This is a genomic window from Microbacterium meiriae (assembly GCF_025143875.1).
Lineage (GTDB): Bacteria > Actinomycetota > Actinomycetes > Actinomycetales > Microbacteriaceae > Microbacterium > Microbacterium meiriae.
Genome location: NZ_JAMBDU010000001.1, coordinates 242,943 through 262,060, shown reverse-complemented (window position 1 = coordinate 262,060; position 19,118 = coordinate 242,943). Strand labels below are relative to the sequence as shown.

Sequence of the window (19,118 nt, the reverse complement as noted above, 5' to 3'; positions counted from 1 at the left end):
GTTTTCGTGTCGCTACCGTGATGCAGCGGATTCGCGCGCCCGCAGAAGGGTCTGCAGAGGGCCGAACGCGGGGGGCTTCTCACCGCGGATCTCGGCGAGGAGGATGCGCACGGCGCGTCGGCCGAGCTCGGGGAAGTCCTGATGCACCGTGCTGAGCGTCGGCGCCACGTGCGCCGCGACCGGGATGTCGTCGAAGCCGATCACGCTCACGTCGTGCGGCACGCGCAGCCCGGCGTCGCGGAAGCCGTGGAGCAGCCCGATCGCCATGAGGTCGTTCGCCGCGAACACCGCCGTGAAGTCGCGCCGCAGCGAGAGCTCCTTGCCGGCGAAGTAGCCGAAGTCGGCCGTCCAGTCGCCGCGGATCGGTGGGAACGTGGAAAGGTCGGCGTCGCGGAGCGCATCGAGGTACCCGCGCATCCGGGACTCGGCCTCGATCCAGTCCTGCGGGCCGGCGAGATGGAGGATGTCGCTGTGGCCCAGAGCGATCAGGTGCTCCGTGGCCGCCTTCGCCCCCGCCACCTGGTCAGCCGAGAGGCTCACGCCGTCCGATCCCGAGGCCGTCTGCAGGGTCACGAACGGCATCGTGACGTTCATGCCGCGTAGGACATGGAAGACGCGCACCTGCGGCGCGAGCACCACGATGCCGTCGACCTGCTCGCGCTCGAGCTGGCGCACGGCGTTGCCGATCGCCTCCGGCGTGGTCGCGGGGAGATTGAGCGTGGAGACGGAGTACCCCTCCTCCCGCGCCGCGTCCTCGATGCCGGCGATGGACGACGTCGGTCCGAACTCGCCGATCGTCGCGGAGAGGATGCCGAGCATGTTCGACTTGCTCGTCACGAGCGCGCGGGCGGCGAGGTTGGGGCGGTAGTCGAGGACGGCGATCGCGTCGAGGACCTTCGCCTTGGTCTCCGGGCGGATGCTGGGGTGGTCGTTGAGCACCCGGGACACCGTCTGGTGGGAGACGCCGGCGAGGCGGGCGACGTCGCGGATGCTGGGCATGCGGGCACGCTCGGAGGAGGTGGACATCCAGCCTCCTCGCGTGTGCACGGTCACATGACTACTTCATTATGTCTGCCGACGATGCCCCGTGCACCTCGACGGGGCACCGGAGTTCGTGGGAGCGCACCGGAAGCACGCCCTGGTTTCGTCCGACGGCACGGGACGCGCCGCGCGGAGGGTGCGAGGGTGGCGGGGTGGACACCCTGGTACGCGGCGGGCGCGTGATCGACCCGATGACCGAGACGGACCGGACCGCCGACCTGCTGATCGCCGACGGGCGGGTGCGGGCCATCGGGCGGGATCTCGCCGCGCCCGTCGGCGCCGACGTGATCGAGGCGGACGGGGCGATCGTCGGCCCCGGCTTCGTCGACCTGCACAGCCACGTGCACTCGATCGCCGGTCAGCGGCTCCAGGCGATGGACGGCGTGACCACCGCACTCGACCTCGAGGCCGGGCTCATGCCGATCGCGGAGGCCTTCGCGCGCGCCGCCGCGGACGGACGCCCCCTGAACTACGGGTTCTCCGCCTCCTGGGCGCAGGCCCGCGCCCTCGCTCACCTCGGCCGCGTGCCCGTCGCCGACTTCACCGCGTCGATGGACCTACTCGGCCTCAGCGAGTGGCAGCGGTCCTCCTCCCCCGTCGAGCGTCGCCGCTGGCTGCGCCTCCTGGAGGCCGAGCTGTCCGCCGGAGCTCTCGGCATCGGCGTGCTGATGGGCTACGCCCCGCGATCCGACCCGGACGAGTACCTGGCCCTCGCCCGGATCGCCGCCGCCGCACACGCCCCGACCTTCACCCACGTCCGCGAACTGATCGAGGCCGATCCGCGGACCCCGATCGACGGGTCGGAGGAACTCGTCCGGGCTGCGGCCGAGACCGGCGCCGCCATGCACCACTGCCACGTGAACAGCACCTCGCTCCGCCACGTCGACCGGGTGCTCGCGCTCCTCGACCGCAGTCGGGCCGCCGGCTCCCGGGTGACCGTCGAGGCCTATCCGTACGGCGCGGGGAGCACAGCCATCGGGGCTTTCTTCCTCGCGCCGGAGAAGCTCCCCGGCCTCGGCATCACGCCGCAGTCGCTCCTCCTCGTGGAGACGGGCGAGCGGATCGCCGACGAGACCCGGCTGCGCGAGCTCCGCGCCTCCGATCCCGGCGCCACCTGCATCGTCACCTTCCTCGACGAGGCCGACCCCTTCGACCGCGCCCACCTCCACCGCGCGCTGGCCTACCCGGACGCGATCGTCGCGAGCGACGCCATGCCGGTGTCGTGGACGCAGCCCGACGGCTCCTCCGTGTACGAGCAGCGGGACTGGCCACTCCCGCCCGGTGGGCACACGCATCCGCGCACCGCCGGCACGTTCCTCAAGTCGCTGCGCCTGATGGTGCGGGAAAGCGGGGAGTGGAGCTGGCTGGAGGCCTTCCGCCGCTGCTCCACCCTCCCCGCCCGCGTGCTGGACGAGGTCGCCTCCGGGATGCGACGGAAGGGCCACCTGGGCGTGGGCGCCGACGCCGACCTGGTGATCCTCGACCCGGACGCCGTGACCGATCGCGCCAGCTACGCCGACCCGACCCGCCCATCCCGGGGCGTCCGGCACCTGCTCGTGCACGGCACGGCGGTGGTGCGGGACGGCGACATCGTGCCCGATGCCCTGCCGGGACGTGCCGTGCGCGGCGACGCCTGACGCCTCGAGCGCTGAGCTCTTCGTCCGGCGGCACCAAGGGCGGCGCACATCTCGTCGCCGGGCACCAACGACGAACCGGAACCCGCCAATAGTCTCGGCGCATCGCCGTCCCCCTCCGTGGCGACGGCCGACTCGACGAAGAGGAGCGCACGTGTCCGAACTGAACGAAATCGGCAGCTGGGTGCGGGAGAACCTGCCCGCGCTGCTCGCCGACGCGCACGTCCCCGCGGCATCCGTCGCGGTCCTGTCCGACGGCGAGGTCGTCACCGCCGCCGCCGGCATCCTGAACCGCAACACCGGAGTCGAAGCCGACGAGGACTCGGTCTTCCAGATCGGGTCCATCACCAAGACCTGGACGGCGACGCTCATCATGCAGCTCGTCGACGAGGGTCTGCTGGACCTCGATGCGCCGGTGCGCGACGTCGTCCCGGCGTTCGCGATCGCCGACGAGGCGGCGGCGAGCGCCATCACCCCGCGCCAGCTCCTCAGCCACGTGAGCGGATTCGAGGGCGACCTGTTCAACGACACCGGGGTGGGCGACGACGCCGTGGAGAAGTACCTCGCCACGATCACGGATGCCCCGCAGCTGTTCGCACCCGGCGAGCGCTTCTCGTACAACAACGCCGCCTTCGTGGTGCTCGGCCGGATCGTCGAGGTGCTGCGCGGGACGTCCTTCGACCAGGCGTTGCGCACGCATCTGGCGACACCGCTCGGGCTCACCCATCTCGCCACCTCCGCGGCGGAGGCGATCATGTTCCGCGCCGCACTCGGTCATCTCCCGTCCGAGGACGGCGACGAACCGGTCCCGGCACCCGTGTGGAGCCTCGTGCGCTCCAACGCCCCTGCCGGATCGATGCTCGCGATGACGGCGCGCGACCTCGTGACGTACGCCCGGATGCATCTGGACGGCGGCGTCGCCGCGGACGGCACCCGTGTGCTCTCGACGGTGAGCGTGCAGGCCATGCAGGAACGTCAGGTCGAGCTGCCGGACCTCGGGCTGATGGGCGACGCATGGGGCCTCGGCTGGGAGCTCTTCGACTGGGAAGGCGGGCCCGTCATCGGCCACGACGGCGGCACGATCGGCCAGAACGCATTCCTCCGCATGGTGCCGGGCGCGGGTGTCGCCGTCGCCGTGCTCACCAACGGCGGACACGCCGTCGACGTCTACCACGCGATCACCTCGCGGGTCCTCGCCGCCCTCGCCGGCGTGCGCATGCCGGCGCTGCCCTCCCTCCCGCACTCCCCCGTGGAGGTCGACCTCGACCGGATCCTCGGGACCTATTCGTCCTCGGTGTCCGACTCGACCGTACGCGTCGACGACGACGGTCGCGTGTGGCTCGAGCGCACCATGAAGGGCATCTTCGCGGAGCTGGGTCCGGCCCCCGAACCGGTGGAGCTCGTCGGCTGGGCGGGTGACACCCTCCTCCCCCGCGAGGCGCAGAACGGCATCCGCATGCCGCACGCCTTCGTGGGCGACGACGGCACGGGTCGCGCACTGTACCTGCACACGGGCCGGGCCGACCGCCGGGTGGACGCATGACGATCGCGGCGACGACAGCTCCCGGCATCTCGGAGATCTTCGCCGATGCCGGCGCCGTCGGCTTCCTGCACGCGCGGGAGATCGGCGTCGACGGCGGACCGGAGGTCGCGATCGGCGCCGACGAGCCGGTCGTGCTCGCATCGGTGTTCAAGATCCTCGTGCTAACGGCGTTCGTCCGTGCGGTCGAGGCGGGCGAGCTCGACGGGCGGGAGCGCACCACCGTCACGGCCCGCTACCGCATCGGCGGTGTCGGCACGGCCGGATTCGCCGACGACACCGAGGTGAGCTGGCGCGACCTCGCTCTGAACATGATGTCGATGAGCGACAACGCCGCCACCGACGTCCTCTACCACCGCCTCGGCGCCGCGGCTGTGGACAGGGTGATCACCGATCTCGGCCTGCACCGCACGCACCTCATCGGCTGCTGCGAGGACCTGTTCGCCTCCGTCGTCTCCGGTCTCGGCGGCACCCCGGACAGCGACCTGGACGCTCTGCTGAGCGGTGCGTCGGCGGACCAGGTGCTCGCCCTCGACGCGCTCGATCCGCAGCGGACCACGCGCTCGACCCCCCGCGAGGTCACGATGCTGCTCGACTCCCTGTGGAGCGACCGCGCCGCCCCCGCGGCGGCCTGCCGGCAGGCGCGCGACATCATGGCCAGACAGATCTGGCCGCACCGGCTCTCGTCCGCCTTCCCCTCCGGCGTGCAGATCGCAGCGAAGACGGGGACGCTGCCCACCTGGCGCAACGAGGCCGGGGTGGTGACCTACCCGGACGGTCGGCAGTACGCCGTCGCCGTCTTCACCCGCGCGGCCTCGCTCGCCGACCGGCAGCCGCGCGTCGACGCGTCCATCGGCGCCGCCGCGTACGCCGCCGTCGAGCACCTGCGCGCGGCGACACCGAGCCGGAGCCACGACTCCTGAACCGCACCACCCCCTCGCACCACCGATCCGCACGACCCGACCCGCACCGCCCGAACACCGCTGGAGGCTCCTGATGCGTTCCCGTACCCCGCTGCTCGCCCTGCTCGGCGCCACGGCGCTCGCCCTGACATCATGCGCCGGCGGCGCCGCTCCCGGCGGCGACGCCGGGGAGGGCGTCCTCGCCGACGGCAAGACGTTCACCTCGGTGATCTCGACCGATCCCGGAAGCCTGGATCCGTTCGTGACCGTGATGTCCGTCGCCCGCTCCGTCGACCGCTTCCTTTACGCCCGTCTCGTGGAGGTCCTCGAGGACGGCAGCATCGTGTCGGGTCTCGCCGAGGACTGGGAGTCCGACACCACCACGGCGACCTTCACCCTGCGCGACGGCGTCACCTGCGAGGACGGCACGCCGCTCACCGCGACCGACGTGGCCGCGAACATCACCCACATCGGCGACCCCGCGAACGGCTCTCCCCTCATCGGCCTCCAGGTGCAGCCCGGCACCTCGGCCGTCGGAGACGACGCCGCCGGCACGGTCACCGTCACCAGCGGCCGCCCCGACTCGTTCCTTCTGGAGAACGTGGGCAGCATCTCGATCGTGTGCGGCACCGTGATCGACGACCCGGATGCGCTGGCCAAGGGCGAAGGCGCGACCGGCATGTTCACGATGACGGAGATCGTCCCCAACAGCCAGTACACGCTCACGCGTCGCGACGACTTCACCTGGGGCCCCGGAGACTGGGATCCGGAGCAGAAGGGCCTGCCGGACACCGTGGTCTTCCGGGTGATCCCGAACGAGACGACCGCCGCCAACCTCCTCCTCTCCGGAGAGGTCAACGCGGCCCTGGTGATCGGCCCGGACAGCACGCGCATGGAGGAGGCCGGACTCTTCCACACCGATGTCCAGACGCCCGGCGGCTCCTTCACGTTCAACCAGGCCGACGGCCGACCGACCGCCGACCCGGCCGTCCGCGAGGCGCTCATGCAGGCCGTCGATCTGGAGCAGCTGCGGCAGGTCATCGGCAGCGGCAAGGCCACCGTGCCGACCGGGCTCGTCACGGTCTCGCCCAACCCGTGCCGCGCCGACACCGTCTCCGGGCACCTGCCGGAGACGGACGTCGACGCCGCGGCCGCGGCTCTGGACGAGGCAGGGTGGACCGCCGGCTCCGATGGCGTCCGCGCCAAGGACGGTGAGCCGCTCACGCTGAAGATGATCTACTCCGCGCAGTTGGGCGACGCCGGCAACGCGGCGGCGGAGCTCGCCCAGTCCGCCTGGAAGGACCTCGGAGTCGACATCTCCGTCACCGCGGTCGACTCGCCCACGCTGAGCGAGGTGCTGTTCTCGACGGGCGACTGGGACATCTCCGCCGCCCCGCTGACGGTGTCCCTGCCGAGCATGCTCGTGCCATTCTACTCCGGGCCCACCCCGCCGAACGGCACGAACTTCGCCGGCATCGACAACCCCGACTACACCGCCGCGGTCACCGCCGCGTCGGAGAAGGCCGGCACCGACGGCTGCGACGACTGGAGCGCGGCCGAGGTCGCCCTCTTCGAGACGACCAGCGTGGTGCCCTATGCGAACATCCTGCGCTCGACCTTCGCCCACAAGGCGGAGTTCACCGAGGGCGACGGCATCGACCCGACGTCGATCCGGATGTTCGAGTAACGGAGGCAGCCGATGGCCAGCACCACCGCCACGCAGGCGATCCTGATCAGATCCGCCCGGTCGGACAACCCGTGGGTGTCCTTCCTGGTCCGGCGCGGAGGGCAGTTCGTCCTCGCGGTGTGGGTGCTGGTCACGGCGGCCTTCCTGATGATCCATCTCGTCCCCGGCGACCCGGTGCGGGCGGCGTTGGGGATGAACGCCCCGGCCGAGCTCGTCGAGTCCCGCCGGGCGGCCCTCGGTCTCGACCAGCCGCTGCTCGTGCAGTACGTCCGTTACATCGGCGGACTGTTCACGGGCGATATGGGCACCTCGATGATCACGAGCCAGCCGGTCTCCGAGCTCATCGCGACCCGGCTCCCCGCCACGCTCCAGCTCGCGCTCCTCGCGGTGGTCCTGGTGCTGCTGATCTCGGTGCCGCTCGGGGTCACGATGGCCGTGGCCACCCGCGGCGGCCGGCGCCGTGGCCTGGAGCTGGGTTTCGCCACGGTCACGGTGATCCTCGCCGCGATCCCCGAGTTCCTGCTCGCGGTCGGCCTCGTCTACGTCTTCGCCGTCTCCCTCGGGTGGTTCCCGGTCGCCGGCAACACCGCACCGTTCGCCCTCGTGCTCCCGGTGCTGGCCCTCGCGATCGGGCCGATCGCCGTGTTCTCCCGCATCATCCGGGTCGAGGTGCTCTCGGTGCTCGGGCAGGACTTCATCCGCACCGCCCGCGCCAAGCGGCTCGCCCCGCGCCGCATCTACTCCCGGCACGCGGTCCCCAACGCCATGACCGCCACCCTCACCCTCACCGGCCTGCTGCTTACGGGCATGGTCGCCGGCACCGTCCTCGTGGAGAACGTCTTCGCCTGGCCGGGGCTCGGCACCATGATCGTGCAGTCCATCCTCACCAAGGACTACTCGGTCGTGCAGGGGATCGTGCTCGTCTACGGCATCGGCGTGCTCCTGGTGAACCTCGTCATCGACGTGGTCCTCGCCCTCCTCGATCCGCGCTCCACCATCAGGGAGGCATGATGGCGCCCACCCGCAACGCCTGGTCGGCGATCGTCCGGTCCCCGCTCGGGGCCACCGCGCTCGTCCTCATGGTCCTCGTCGCGCTCACCGCGATCCTCGGGCCCGTCATCTGGGGCCCGCAGGCCGAGCAGGTCGACCCGACCGCCGTCACCCAGGGCCCCAGCGCCGCCCATCTGCTGGGCACCGACACTCTCGGTCGCGACGTGCTGGCGCGGGTGCTGGTGGCCACCCGCCTCTCCGTGGTCCTCGCCGTCATCGCCGTCCTCATCGGCGTGATCGCGGGATCGCTGCTCGGCATGGCCCCCTCGGTCCTCCCGCGGTGGGCCGGACGCCCGATCGCCGGTTTCGTGAACACCGCCGTCGCCTTCCCCGGGCTCCTGCTCGCGCTCTTCTTCGCCGTGATCTTCGGCGTCGGCACCACCGGATCCGTGCTCGCGATCGGACTGGCCATGGCACCGCAGTTCGCGCGTCTGACCCAGACCCTGTCCGCGGCGATCGCCGGACGTGACTTCATCGCGGCGGCCCAGGTCGCCGGCGTCTCCCGATTCCGCATCCTGTTCCGGCACATCCTGCCGAACATCGGCGAACCGCTCATCGTCAATGCGACCGTGGCCGCGGGGTCCGCGCTGCTCGCGTTCGCCGGTCTGTCCTTCCTCGGGCTCGGCGTGCAGGTACCGGAGTACGACTGGGGCCGCCTGCTCGGCGAGGGCCTGAACCGCATCTACCTCAACCCCGCGGCGGCGCTCGGTCCCGCCGTGGCCGTGATCATCGCCGGACTCGCCTTCAACCTCCTGGGCGAGACCGCCGCCGCGGCGCTGGGCGGACGCTCCGGACGCCGCCGCCACCGGCTTCCCGCCGTCGCGCAGCCCGCCCCGGGCGACGCCGGCACCGTGCCCGCGCAGGTCGACGGCGACGACGTGGTGCTCCTCGTCGACGACCTGCGCGTCTCCTTCCCCACGCCTGCCGGCTGGGTCACGCCCGTCCGCGGGGTGTCCTTCACCGTCGGCCGGGGTGAGGCGATCGGCGTGGTCGGAGAGTCCGGCTCGGGGAAGAGCCTCACGGCGCTCGCTGCGGCTCGGCTCATCGAACAGCCGGGACACGTGTCCGCCGCCCGCCTCGACTTCTGCGGCGTCCCGGTGCTCACCACGTCGGAACGGGCGCTGCGACCGTTGCTGGGGACCTCGCTGGCGATGGTGTTCCAGGATCCGATGACGTCGTTCAACCCGACCCGCCGGATCGGCGCGCAGCTCGCCGAAGCCGCGTCCGAGCACCAGGACATCACCCGCCGGGCCGCCAGGGAGCGCGCGGTCGAGCGCCTGCAGTCCGTACGGGTGCCTGCTGCGGCCCGCCGCGCCCACCAGTACCCGCATGAGTTCTCCGGCGGGATGCGGCAGCGCGCCATGATCGCGATGGGGCTGATGAACCACCCCAAGCTCATCATCGCCGACGAGCCGACGACAGCCCTCGACGTCACCGTGCAGCGGCAGGTGCTGCAGCTGCTCGACCGCGTGCGCCGGGACACCGACGCGGCCATCCTCCTCATCAGCCACGACATCGCCGTCGTCTCCCAGACCTGCGACCGCGTGCTCGTGATGTATGCCGGCCGCATCGTGGAGGACCTCCCCGCCGCCGACCTGCACAGCGCCGCACGGCACCCGTACACGCGTGCGCTGCTGGAGGTCGTCCCCGAACTCGACACCGACCGGTCCCTGCCGCTGCGGACGATCCCCGGACGCCCACCGGCGCCGGGCGCCTTCCCCGTCGGCTGCGCCTACGCCGACCGCTGCCCGCTCGCGACCGCCGTCTGCCGCGAGAAGGACCCAGCGCTCGTCGCCGACGACGCCGGGCGCCGCGTGGCCTGCTGGCACCCCGTGACGGCGACGCCCGCGCCGGTCCGTGAAGAGGAGGCCGTCCGATGAGCGCACTGCGCTTCGAGCACGTGAGCGTGCGGTACGGATCGCACCGGTCCGGGCTGACGGCCGTGGACGATGCGACGCTGACCGTGCCCTCCGGTTCCGTCGTGGGCCTGGTCGGCGAATCGGGCTCGGGCAAGTCGACCCTCGCGCGCGCCGCCATCGGCCTCGCCCCGATCAGCGAGGGCGCCATCACGCTCGACGGCGCGGACGTGCGCTCCTTCCGTCGCCGTCGCCCCATCCAGATGGTGTTCCAGGACCCGTTCTCCTCGCTCGACCCGCGGATGACCATCGGCGAGTCGATCGCCGAAGCGCTCCCCCGCGACCTGCGCGGGGGCCGAGCCCGCCGCGCCGAGGTCGCCCGCCTGCTCGACCTCGTGAGCCTTGACGCCGACCGGGCCGAGGCCCTCCCCGCCGCCCTCTCCGGCGGGCAGCGGCAGCGGATCGCGCTCGCCAGGGCTCTGGCGGCCCGCCCCGAGGTCGTCATCGCCGACGAGATCACCTCGGCTCTCGACGTCTCCGTGCAGGGCTCCGTGCTCAACCTCGTCCGGGAGCTGCGGGCCGAGCTCGATCTGACGATGCTCTTCATCTCGCACAACCTCTCCGTCGTCCGCTACCTCAGCGACCACATCGCGGTCATGTACCTCGGGCGGATCGTCGAGGTCGGCCCCACCGCGCAGGTGCTCGCAGATCCGCAGCATCCCTACACGCGGGAGCTCCTGCAGGCGGCACCCACCCGCCACGGCGACCTGCTGGCGGTCGACCCGGTCGCTCCGGTCGCCGTGGAACCCGCCGACCCGCACGCGCCGCCCTCCGGCTGCCGCTTCCACCCGCGGTGCCCCATCGGTCCCGTCGCCCGGCCCGACCGGCAGATCTGCGTGCTCTCCGAGCCGTTGCGCCCCACCGGACCGGTCGGAGCCGCCTGCCATTTCGCCGGATCTGTGCCGCCGCCCCAAAGCGCGGTCCTGCTTTCGGTCACCGCCACAACACCGCCGGCGACCGCAGCCGACACGCTGAACTGACCATCGGATTGGAGTCCTCATGACCCGCGTCACCGTCGACGACCTGCTGGCCCTCCCTACCCCGGAGCAGCCGGCGCTCTCCCCCGACGCCAGCCGCATCGTGTATGCGCTGCGCGGCATCGACCGCGAGGCCGACCGCGAGACCCGCGCGCTCTGGCAGGTCGCCGCCACCGGTGGCACCCCGGTCCCGCTCACCCGCGGCACGGCCGATTCGACCCCGGTCTGGAGCCCGGACGGCACGCAGCTCGCCTTCCTCCGCGCCGAGGACGGCCCGGCGCAGGTCTGGCTCCTGCCCGCCGCGGGCGGCGAGGCCCGGGCCCTCACGACCCTGCCGCTGGGTGCCGGAGCCCCGGCATGGAGTCCTGACGGCACCCGCGTCGCCTTCACCGCCCCCGTCGACACCGCAGCGCTGCCCGGCGACGACCGCGACGCCCTGCTCGCCCGCCGCTCCGCCCCCTCCGCGACCGACCGGCTCGGCTACAAGGCCGACGGGGCCGGCGTGCTGGGGACGCTCGTGCAGCAGCTCCACGTCGTCGACGTCGAATCGGGCGCCGTCACGGTCGTCACCCGGGGCCGCTCGCACGCCTCCGACCCCTTCTGGTCGCCGGACGGCACGCTCCTCGCCTTCTCGACTGCGGACGAGGAGGACGCCGACCTCACGATGCGCATCCCGGTCTTCGTCACGTCCGCCACCGATCCGAACCGGGCCCCCGTGCGCATCAGCGCCGCCGGCGTGCAGGCCACCGCGGTCGGCTGGACGCCCGACGGACGACACGTGGTCGCGGCGGGCCGGCTGGACACCGAGATCGGCAACGCCGACCTCCTGCTCTTCCCTGCGGACGGCGACGGTGCGCCGCGGAACCTCACCGCGTCGGCGGACCGCAACGTCATGCCCGGCGGCCCCGGCTACCCCGGGGGCATGCCGCAGTTCGCGGCGGACGGGCGCCTCGTCTTCTGCCTCCGCGACAACGGCTCCTCGCACGTGTACGCCGTCTCCCCCGAGGGCGGAGAGCCGGAGCCGCTGCTCGCCGGGACCGCGAACGTCTCCGGGCTGTCCGTCGCCGGCACGGCGGCGGCGGTGGTGCTCGCCACCTCCGACTCCTTCGGCGACGTCGCCCTGCTCGACCTCTCCGACGGCACGACCACCGTGCGCGCGGAGTACGGCGTCCCCGACCTCGACCTCCTTCCGGCGGAGGAGCGCCGGTTCACGATCTCGGACGGTACCGTGGTCACCGGCTGGCTGCGCCGCGACCCTGCGACCGAGGGTCCGCTGCCGCTGCTCCTCGACGTCCACGGCGGCCCGCACAACGCCTGGAACGGGGCCGCCGACCTCATCCACCCGTACCATCAGATCCTCGCGCAGCGCGGCTGGGCGATCCTCACGATCAATCCCCGCGGCAGCGACGGTTACGGCGATGCGTTCTTCTCGGCGGTCTCCGGCGGCTGGGGCGTCGAGGACGCGAAGGACTTCCTGGAGCCGATCGACCAGCTCGTCGCGGAAGGCCTGGCCGACCCGGCGCGCCTTGCCGTGACCGGCTACAGCTACGGCGGGTTCATGACCTGCTTCCTCACCTCGCGCGACGACCGCTTCGCGGCGGCCGTCGCCGGCGGCGTCGTCACCGATCTGCTGTCGATGGGCGGCACGTCGGACTTCGGACACCATCTCTCCGCCAAGGAGAACGGCGGCCTGCCCTGGCGCGACCGCGAGAAGATCGCCGCGCAGTCGCCCTACACCCACGTGGACCGGGTGCAGACACCCACGCTGATCCTGCAGGGTGCCGCCGACGACCGCTGCCCTGTGGGTCAGGCCGAGCAGTGGTTCACGGCGCTCCGCGAACGCGGCGTCCCGACGCGGCTGGTGCTGTACCCCGGGGGATCCCACCTGTTCCTCCTGTCCGGGCCGCCCTCCCATCGGGCCGACTACTCGCAGCGGGTCGTCGACTGGGTCGAGCAGTACGCCCCTGCGGCGGGGAAGCCCATCCGTCCGCGGCTTGACGCCCGGCACTGGCAGCAGCGGCTGAGCACGCTGGCCGCCGCGCACATGGTCCCCGGCGCCACCCTCGGCATCCTCCGGCTGGGCGAGGAGCCCGTCTACGCCCACCACGGCATCCTGAACGTGCGCACGGGCATCGAGACCACCGACGACTCGCTCTTCCAGATCGGCTCGATGGGGAAGGTGTGGACGGCGTCCGCCCTGATGCGGCTCGTCGACGAGGGCCGACTCGATCTCGACACCCCGGTCGTGGAGTACGTGCCGGAATTCGCCTCCTCCGACCCGGAGGTCACCCGGACGGTCACCATGCGGCACCTTCTCAGCCACACCAGCGGCATCGACGGCGACGTGTTCACCGACACCGGCCGCGGCGACGACACCCTGGAGAAGTACGTCGCGCATCTGGACGGCGTCGCGCAGAACCACCCCCTCGGCGCCACGATGTCGTACTGCAACGCGGGCTTCGTCCTCGCCGGACGCGTGATCGAGAAGATCACCGGCACGACGTGGGACCAGGCCATGCGCGACCTGCTCTACGAGCCCCTCGGCCTCACCCACTCCTGTACGCTGCCGGAGGAGGCGGTCATGTTCCGCACCGCCACCGGGCACACCGAGATCGGCGACGACGGCCCCGTGCTCGCTCCGGCGTGGATGCTGCCGCGGTCGATGGGTCCGGCCGGGTTGATCAACTCCACCACCGCCGACGTGCTCGCCTTCGCCCGCATGCACCTGGAGAACGGTCTCGCCGCCGACGGCACGCGGGTGCTGTCCGAGGAGAGCGTGCGCCGGATGCAGCAGCACGAGGTCGATGTCCCCGACCCCTACTCCCTCGGCGACAGCTGGGGCCTCGGCTGGATCCTCTTCGACTGGGACGGGCGCAAGCTCATCGGCCACGACGGCAACACCATCGGGCAGTCGTCGTTCCTGCGGATCCTCCTGGACGAGCAGATCGCGGTCACGCTGCTGACCAACGGCGGCAACACCCGCGACCTGTACGACGAGATCTTCGACGAGATCTTCGCCGAGCTCGCCGACCTCCACCTGCCCACCGGTCTCACCCCGCCCGCGGAACCGTACGTCGACGACTTCTCCGCCTTCGAGGGCGTCTACGACCGCTCCGGCGTCCGCACCGAGATCTTCCGCGACGAGGAGGGGCTGCGCATGCGCACCACGCTGAACGGCCCGCTGGCCGCGCTGCTGCCCGATCCGGTGGAGGAGCACGCCCTCGTGCCCGTGCGCCGGAACGAGTTCGTGATGCGCGCGGAGGGCGAGCAGGCGTGGCATCCCGTCGTCTTCTACTCGCTGCCCACCGGCGAACAGTACCTGCACCACGGCGTCCGTGCCGCACCGAAGGTCTCGTGATGCCGGTGCAGGCGGCCGCCGACCTCGCGGTGGTCCTGGCCGACATCGACACCCTGCTCGCATGCGAGTCGCCGTCGGACGACCGCGCCGCGGTGGCCCGGAGCGCCGACGTCGTGGCCGCGCTCGGCGAACGGCTCCTGGGGGTCGCACCCGAGCGGATCGTGATCGACGGGCGCACGCACCTGCGGTGGCGCTTCGGCCGGGGACCGGCCGCGGTCCTGGTGCTCGGACACCACGACACGGTCTGGCCGCTCGGCTCCCGCGATCGGTTGCCGTCCGGGATCGCCGACGGCGTGCTGCGCGGACCGGGGTGCTTCGACATGAAGACCGGCGTCGTGATGGCGCTGCACGCGGTGGCGGCGCTGGACGACCGCTCCGGGGTGACCATCCTGCTCACGGGCGACGAAGAGCTCGGATCGCCGAGTTCCCGGCAGCTCATCGAGGACGAGGCGCGCGGATGCCGCGCGGCCTTCGTGCTGGAGGCCGCCGCGGAGGGCGGCCATCTGAAGACCGCGCGCAAGGGCGTCTCCCTGTACCGGGTGCACGTCACGGGACGAGCGGCGCATGCGGGGCTGGAGCCGGAACGCGGCGTCAACGCCGGGATCGCGGCGGCGCATCTGCTCCTCGCGGCCGCAGCGCTCGGTGACCCCGCGCGGGGCACGAGCGTGACGCCGACGCTGTTGGCAGCGGGGACCACGACGAACACCGTGCCCGCCACGGCGGAGTTCGCGGTGGACGTCCGCGCCTGGACCGTCGCCGAGCAGGAGCGCGTGGACGCCGCGCTGCGTGCGCTGACGCCGCGGCTGGCCGGCGCGACCGTGCGGATCGAGGGCGGCCCGAACCGCCCGCCGCTGGAGGCGGCGCTCTCCGCCGAGCTGTTCGCGCGCGCATCCGCCATCGCGGCGAGCGCCGGGCTGACGCCGTTCGACGGTGTGGCGGTCGGCGGAGCCTCGGACGGCAACTTCACCGCCGGCATCGGCGTCCCGACGCTCGACGGGCTCGGCGCCGTGGGCGGCGGGGCGCACGCCGACGACGAGCACGTGATCGTCGCGCTGATCCCGGAGCGGCTCCTGCTCCTGGAACGGCTGCTGCAGGAGCAGCGGTCCGAGGCGTCGACACCGGGGGAAGGGCGATGACCATGGCGGAGACCGACACCGGCACGGGCGCGATCGCCGCTGCCGCCGCGAGTGCCTCTGCCGCCGCGAGCGCGGCGGGAGTCTCGATCCGGCTCCTCGACGACGTCGAGGACTTCACCCGCGTCTCTGAGCTCTTCCAGAGCATCTGGACGAAGCAGGGCGAAGCCTCCCCCGTCAACGTCGAGACGCTGCGCGCGCTGTCGAAGGCCGGAAGCTACGTCGGCGGCGCGTTCGACGGGCACGAACTCGTCGGCGCCTGCTTCGGGTTCTTCGCCTCGCCCGGTCGGCGCGCCCTGCACAGCCACATCGCCGGGGTGTCCGGACGGATGCGGGGACGCAGCGTGGGTTTCGCGCTCAAGGTGCACCAGCGCGCCTGGGCGCTGTCCGAGGGGCTCGAGGAGATCTCCTGGACTTTCGACCCTCTCATCAGCCGCAACGCGCACTTCAACCTCGTGAAGCTCGCGGCCGAGCCCACCTCGTACCATCGCAACTTCTACGGGCACATGGCGGACGCGCTCAACGGTGCGGACGACACGGATCGCATGCTCGTCACCTGGTACCTGCACGATCCGCGGGTGGTGGCCGCGGCCGGGGGTGCCCCCGGGGCGCCGGATCCGTCTGCGGCGGACGCGGTGCCGCTGCTGTCCGTCGGCGACGACCTCGCCCCGCTGCTCACCCCCACCGACGCCCGTCTGGTCCGCGTCGCCCTCCCCCGCGACATCGAGGCGCTCCGGCTCCGTGACCCTGATCGTGCGACGCGGTGGCGGCTCGCCCTGCGTGCCGCGCTCGGCGATCTGCTCGACGCCCGGGGACGCGTGCTCTCGTTCGACCGATCGGGGGCCTACACCATCGACAGAGGAGAACAGGGATGAAGCTCACCGGATTCGAGCTGCGCGTGATCGAGATGCCGCTGGTGTCGCCGTTCCGCACGTCGTTCGGCGTCCAGACCGTGCGGGAGGCGCTGCTCGTGCGCGCCGTGTCCGACGAGGCGGAGGGCTGGGGCGAGGGCGTGGCGATGAACGACCCGCTCTACTCCTCGGAGTACGTCGAGGCGAGCGTCGACGTCATCACCCGCTTCCTCCTCCCCGCCCTGGCCGGAGTGCGCGACCTCGATGCGGCCGGCGTCGCCCCGGCACTCGCACCGTTCAAGGGCCACCGCATGTCGAAGGCCGCGGTGGAGCTGGCCGTGCTCGATGCCGAGCTGCGCGCGACGGGAGTGCCGTTGTCGCGCGAGCTCGGCGCCGTCCGCGACCGTGTCGACTGCGGGGTCTCGGTCGGCATCATGGACTCGATCCCTGAACTGCTCGACGCGGTCGCCGGGTACCTCGACGAGGGGTACGTGCGCATCAAGCTGAAGATCGAACCGGGCTGGGACATCGAGCCCGTGCGTGCGGTACGCGAGCGCTTCGGCGACGACGTGCTGCTGCAGGTCGACGCGAACACCGCGTACCACCGCGGCGACGCCCGCCATCTCGCGCGGCTCGACCCCTTCGACCTGCTCCTCATCGAACAGCCCCTGGACGAGGAGGACCTGCTCGGCCACGCCCAGCTGGCGAAGAGCATGACCACGCCGATCTGTCTCGACGAGTCCATCGTGTCCGCGCGGGCCGCGGCCGACGCCATCGCGCTCGGAGCCTGCTCGATCGTCAACATCAAGCCGGGACGGGTCGGGGGCTACCTGGAGGCCCGCCGCATCCATGACGTCTGCGCGGCCAACGACATCCCGGTGTGGTGCGGCGGCATGCTCGAGACGGGCATCGGACGAGCGGCGAACGTGGCCCTCGCGGCGCTGCCGGGCTTCACCCTCCCCGGGGACACGTCGGGCTCCGGCCGCTACTACTCTCGCGACATCACCGACCCGTTCGTCGTCGAGGACGGCACGCTCACGGTGCCCACGGGGCCCGGGATCGGCGTGAACCCGCACCAGGACGCCCTCGATGACGTCACCGTACGCACGGAGTGGATCACGTTCTAGCGGACGAGGCGACGCCCCCGGGTCTGTTCGGGGCGACGAAGAATCGCTACTCTTTCGTCGTGCCCCACAGATCCGAGGCCGTTGCCCGGCCCCTAGCCTGGGCCTCGTGCTCATGTCCGTGACGACACGTCCGCGCGCCAGCCTCGGCCGCGTGATCGAAGACCTCGGCACCACCCTGCTCGAGGTCGTCGGCGGTGCCGTCGACGACGACGTCGTGATCGAGACCGTCGTCATCCACGACGTCCTCGACGACGCGATGCCGCTGCGCGGAGCCCTCGTGCTCGGGGTCGGCCTCAGCGAGCCCGAGGAGGTGGCGACGCTGCTGGGCACGCTGGGGCAGCAGGGGGCGGCCGCCCTCGTCCTCCGCGCCCCGGTCCGGACCGAGCCCGTGCTCCGCGAAGCCGCGACCGCGACCGGCGTCCCCGTGCTCGCCCTCACCCGCGGCGCTTCATGGGCGCAGCTCGCCGCGATGCTGAGGTCGCTCATCGCGGAAGGGGATGTCGGCGACCAGGCGGCCACGACGCTCGGCGGCATGCCGTCCGGCGATCTGTTCGCTCTCGCCAACGCCATCGCGACGCTGCTCAACGCCCCCGTCACGATCGAGGACCGGAGCTCTCGCGTCGTCGCGTTCTCGGGGCGACAGGACGAAGCGGACCCGGCCCGGATCGAGACGGTCCTCGGGCGTCAGGTCCCCGAGCGCTTCGCCCGCCAGCTCGAGGAGCGGGGCGTCTTCCAGGCGCTGTACCGCAGCGAGGATCCCATCCACGTCGGGCCCGTCCACAACACCGAGGGGCTCCCGTCCTACCCGCGGGTCGCGCTGGCCGTCCGCGCCGGTGACGAGATCCTCGGCTCCATCTGGGCGGCGGTGCAGGAGCCTCTGGCGCCCGACCGCGTTCGCGCGCTGAAGGACTCCGCCGGCCTCGTCGCCTTGCACATGCTGCGGCTCCGAGCGGGCGCCGACGTCGAGCGGCGGCTGCGTGCCGACCTCCTCGCCACGATCCTGGAGGGCGGCCCCGGGGCGGCCGACGCCGTGTCGCGGCTGCGACTCGACGACCACCGCTGCGTCGTGCTCGCGTTGTCCGCGGTCGAGCAGCCGGACGACGATCCGTCCGCCGGAGCCCGCCGCATCGCCGAGCGCCACCGGGTCGCCGACGCGTTCGCCGTGCATCTCGGCGCCGTGTACCTCCGCTCCGCCGTGGCGCTCATCGGCGATGTCGTGTACGCGGTCGTCGCCCTGCGGCCGGAGACGGGGACCGCGGAGGGCGCGGGCGATGCGGACGCCAGAGCCGCCCGCGTGGCCACCGACTTCCTCGGCCGCCTCGGCGCCGCCGAGGACATCCGCATCGGCGTGGGGACCGTGGCCCCCGACGCCTCCGGGATCCCCGCCTCCCGGGCCAACGCCGACCGGGCGCTGCGGGTGGGGCGGCACGCCTCCTCTGCGGAGCCGGTGGCCCTGTTCACGGCCGTGCAGATGGAGGCCCTCCTCGTCGAGCTCGGCGACCTCGTCCGCGCGCGCGGTGACCAGCCCACCGGTCCGGTCGCGAAGCTGCTCGCGCAGGACCGCGAACGAGGGACGCACCTGGTCGAGACCCTGCGGGCCTGGCTCGACGCCTTCGGCGACGTCGCCGTGGCCTCAGCCCGCGTCTACACGCATCCGAACACGTTCCGCTATCGGCTGCGCCGGCTCGCGGAGATCGGCGGGATCGATCTGTCCGACCCGGACGCGCGTTTCTCGGCGATGGTGCAGCTGCGCCTGCTCGCCCCGGAGTCCTGAGCCCGACGGCGGGGCCTCTCCGCCCGCCCCGGCACGGACCAGGGCGGGCGGCCGGGGAGCTCGTGGCTCCGCCGCTGTTCGTCCCTCCCGACGACTCGTGACCGATGGGGGAACGCCGCAGGCGTCCG

At 72.4% G+C, this 19,118-nt stretch carries 13 protein-coding genes; 12 read left to right on the top strand and 1 reads right to left on the bottom strand.

Annotated elements, in window-relative coordinates; genetic code table 11:
- Window positions 1-12: 12 nt before the first annotated feature.
- Window positions 13-1,026 carry a LacI family DNA-binding transcriptional regulator gene (locus tag M4D53_RS01285; RefSeq protein WP_187661980.1) on the bottom strand — a complete coding sequence of 338 codons (1,014 nt, stop codon included), beginning with the start codon at window positions 1,024-1,026 and terminating at the stop codon, window positions 13-15.
- A 167-nt stretch (window positions 1,027-1,193) separates the two neighbouring features.
- Here M4D53_RS01285 and M4D53_RS01280 point away from each other — a divergent pair, with 167 nt between their 5' ends.
- From M4D53_RS01280 to M4D53_RS01225, 12 genes are all read left to right on the top strand, one after another.
- On the top strand, window positions 1,194-2,678 hold the full coding sequence (locus M4D53_RS01280; protein ID WP_259951511.1) for an amidohydrolase family protein: 1,485 nt from the start codon (window positions 1,194-1,196) through the stop codon (window positions 2,676-2,678).
- 151 nt (window positions 2,679-2,829) lie between these two features.
- Entirely contained in the window at window positions 2,830-4,218 is a 1,389-nt protein-coding gene (locus tag M4D53_RS01275) for a serine hydrolase domain-containing protein (protein ID WP_259951509.1), read from the top strand.
- A complete protein-coding gene (locus M4D53_RS01270) occupies window positions 4,215-5,138 on the top strand; it encodes a serine hydrolase (protein WP_259951508.1) in 924 nt (307 codons plus the stop codon). Before M4D53_RS01275 ends, M4D53_RS01270 begins: the two co-directional genes overlap by 4 nt.
- Before the next feature lie 73 nt (window positions 5,139-5,211).
- Window positions 5,212-6,804 (top strand): ABC transporter substrate-binding protein, encoded by a 1,593-nt coding sequence (locus M4D53_RS01265; RefSeq protein WP_187661984.1) that lies wholly within the window; start codon window positions 5,212-5,214, stop codon window positions 6,802-6,804.
- A 12-nt stretch (window positions 6,805-6,816) separates the two neighbouring features.
- A complete protein-coding gene (locus M4D53_RS01260) occupies window positions 6,817-7,815 on the top strand; it encodes an ABC transporter permease (protein WP_187661985.1) in 999 nt (332 codons plus the stop codon).
- A complete protein-coding gene (locus tag M4D53_RS01255) occupies window positions 7,812-9,734 on the top strand; it encodes a dipeptide/oligopeptide/nickel ABC transporter permease/ATP-binding protein (protein WP_259951507.1) in 1,923 nt (640 codons plus the stop codon). Before M4D53_RS01260 ends, M4D53_RS01255 begins: the two co-directional genes overlap by 4 nt.
- Entirely contained in the window at window positions 9,731-10,750 is a 1,020-nt protein-coding gene (locus M4D53_RS01250) for an ABC transporter ATP-binding protein (RefSeq protein ID WP_259951506.1), read from the top strand. Before M4D53_RS01255 ends, M4D53_RS01250 begins: the two co-directional genes overlap by 4 nt.
- A gap of 19 nt (window positions 10,751-10,769) precedes the next feature.
- Window positions 10,770-14,105 carry a serine hydrolase gene (locus M4D53_RS01245; protein WP_259951505.1) on the top strand — a complete coding sequence of 1,112 codons (3,336 nt, stop codon included), beginning with the start codon at window positions 10,770-10,772 and terminating at the stop codon, window positions 14,103-14,105.
- Window positions 14,105-15,241, top strand: a complete 1,137-nt coding sequence (locus tag M4D53_RS01240) for a M20/M25/M40 family metallo-hydrolase (RefSeq protein ID WP_187661988.1) — start codon at window positions 14,105-14,107, stop codon at window positions 15,239-15,241. The genes M4D53_RS01245 and M4D53_RS01240 overlap by 1 nt, the downstream gene beginning before the upstream one ends.
- Window positions 15,238-16,113, top strand: coding sequence for a GNAT family N-acetyltransferase (locus M4D53_RS01235; protein ID WP_259951504.1), 876 nt, complete (start codon window positions 15,238-15,240; stop codon window positions 16,111-16,113). The genes M4D53_RS01240 and M4D53_RS01235 overlap by 4 nt, the downstream gene beginning before the upstream one ends.
- Window positions 16,110-17,216 carry an o-succinylbenzoate synthase gene (menC, locus tag M4D53_RS01230; RefSeq protein WP_259951503.1) on the top strand — a complete coding sequence of 369 codons (1,107 nt, stop codon included), beginning with the start codon at window positions 16,110-16,112 and terminating at the stop codon, window positions 17,214-17,216. Before M4D53_RS01235 ends, menC begins: the two co-directional genes overlap by 4 nt.
- A 112-nt stretch (window positions 17,217-17,328) precedes the next feature.
- Window positions 17,329-18,990, top strand: coding sequence for a PucR family transcriptional regulator (locus tag M4D53_RS01225; RefSeq protein WP_259951523.1), 1,662 nt, complete (start codon window positions 17,329-17,331; stop codon window positions 18,988-18,990).
- The last annotated feature ends 128 nt before the right edge of the window (window positions 18,991-19,118 follow it).

Bases quoted from the DNA above. Each gene is read 5' to 3' on its own strand.
- M4D53_RS01285 (WP_187661980.1), bottom strand. From the start codon at position 1,026: ATGTCCACCTCCTCCGAGCGTGCCCGCATGCCCAGCATCCGCGACGTC.
- M4D53_RS01270 (WP_259951508.1), top strand. From the start codon at position 4,215: ATGACGATCGCGGCGACGACAGCTCCCGGCATCTCGGAGATCTTCGCC.
- M4D53_RS01265 (WP_187661984.1), top strand. From the start codon at position 5,212: ATGCGTTCCCGTACCCCGCTGCTCGCCCTGCTCGGCGCCACGGCGCTC.
- M4D53_RS01260 (WP_187661985.1), top strand. From the start codon at position 6,817: ATGGCCAGCACCACCGCCACGCAGGCGATCCTGATCAGATCCGCCCGG.
- M4D53_RS01255 (WP_259951507.1), top strand. From the start codon at position 7,812: ATGATGGCGCCCACCCGCAACGCCTGGTCGGCGATCGTCCGGTCCCCG.
- M4D53_RS01250 (WP_259951506.1), top strand. From the start codon at position 9,731: ATGAGCGCACTGCGCTTCGAGCACGTGAGCGTGCGGTACGGATCGCAC.
- M4D53_RS01245 (WP_259951505.1), top strand. From the start codon at position 10,770: ATGACCCGCGTCACCGTCGACGACCTGCTGGCCCTCCCTACCCCGGAG.
- M4D53_RS01240 (WP_187661988.1), top strand. From the start codon at position 14,105: ATGCCGGTGCAGGCGGCCGCCGACCTCGCGGTGGTCCTGGCCGACATC.
- M4D53_RS01235 (WP_259951504.1), top strand. From the start codon at position 15,238: ATGACCATGGCGGAGACCGACACCGGCACGGGCGCGATCGCCGCTGCC.
- menC (WP_259951503.1), top strand. From the start codon at position 16,110: ATGAAGCTCACCGGATTCGAGCTGCGCGTGATCGAGATGCCGCTGGTG.
- M4D53_RS01225 (WP_259951523.1), top strand. From the start codon at position 17,329: ATGTCCGTGACGACACGTCCGCGCGCCAGCCTCGGCCGCGTGATCGAA.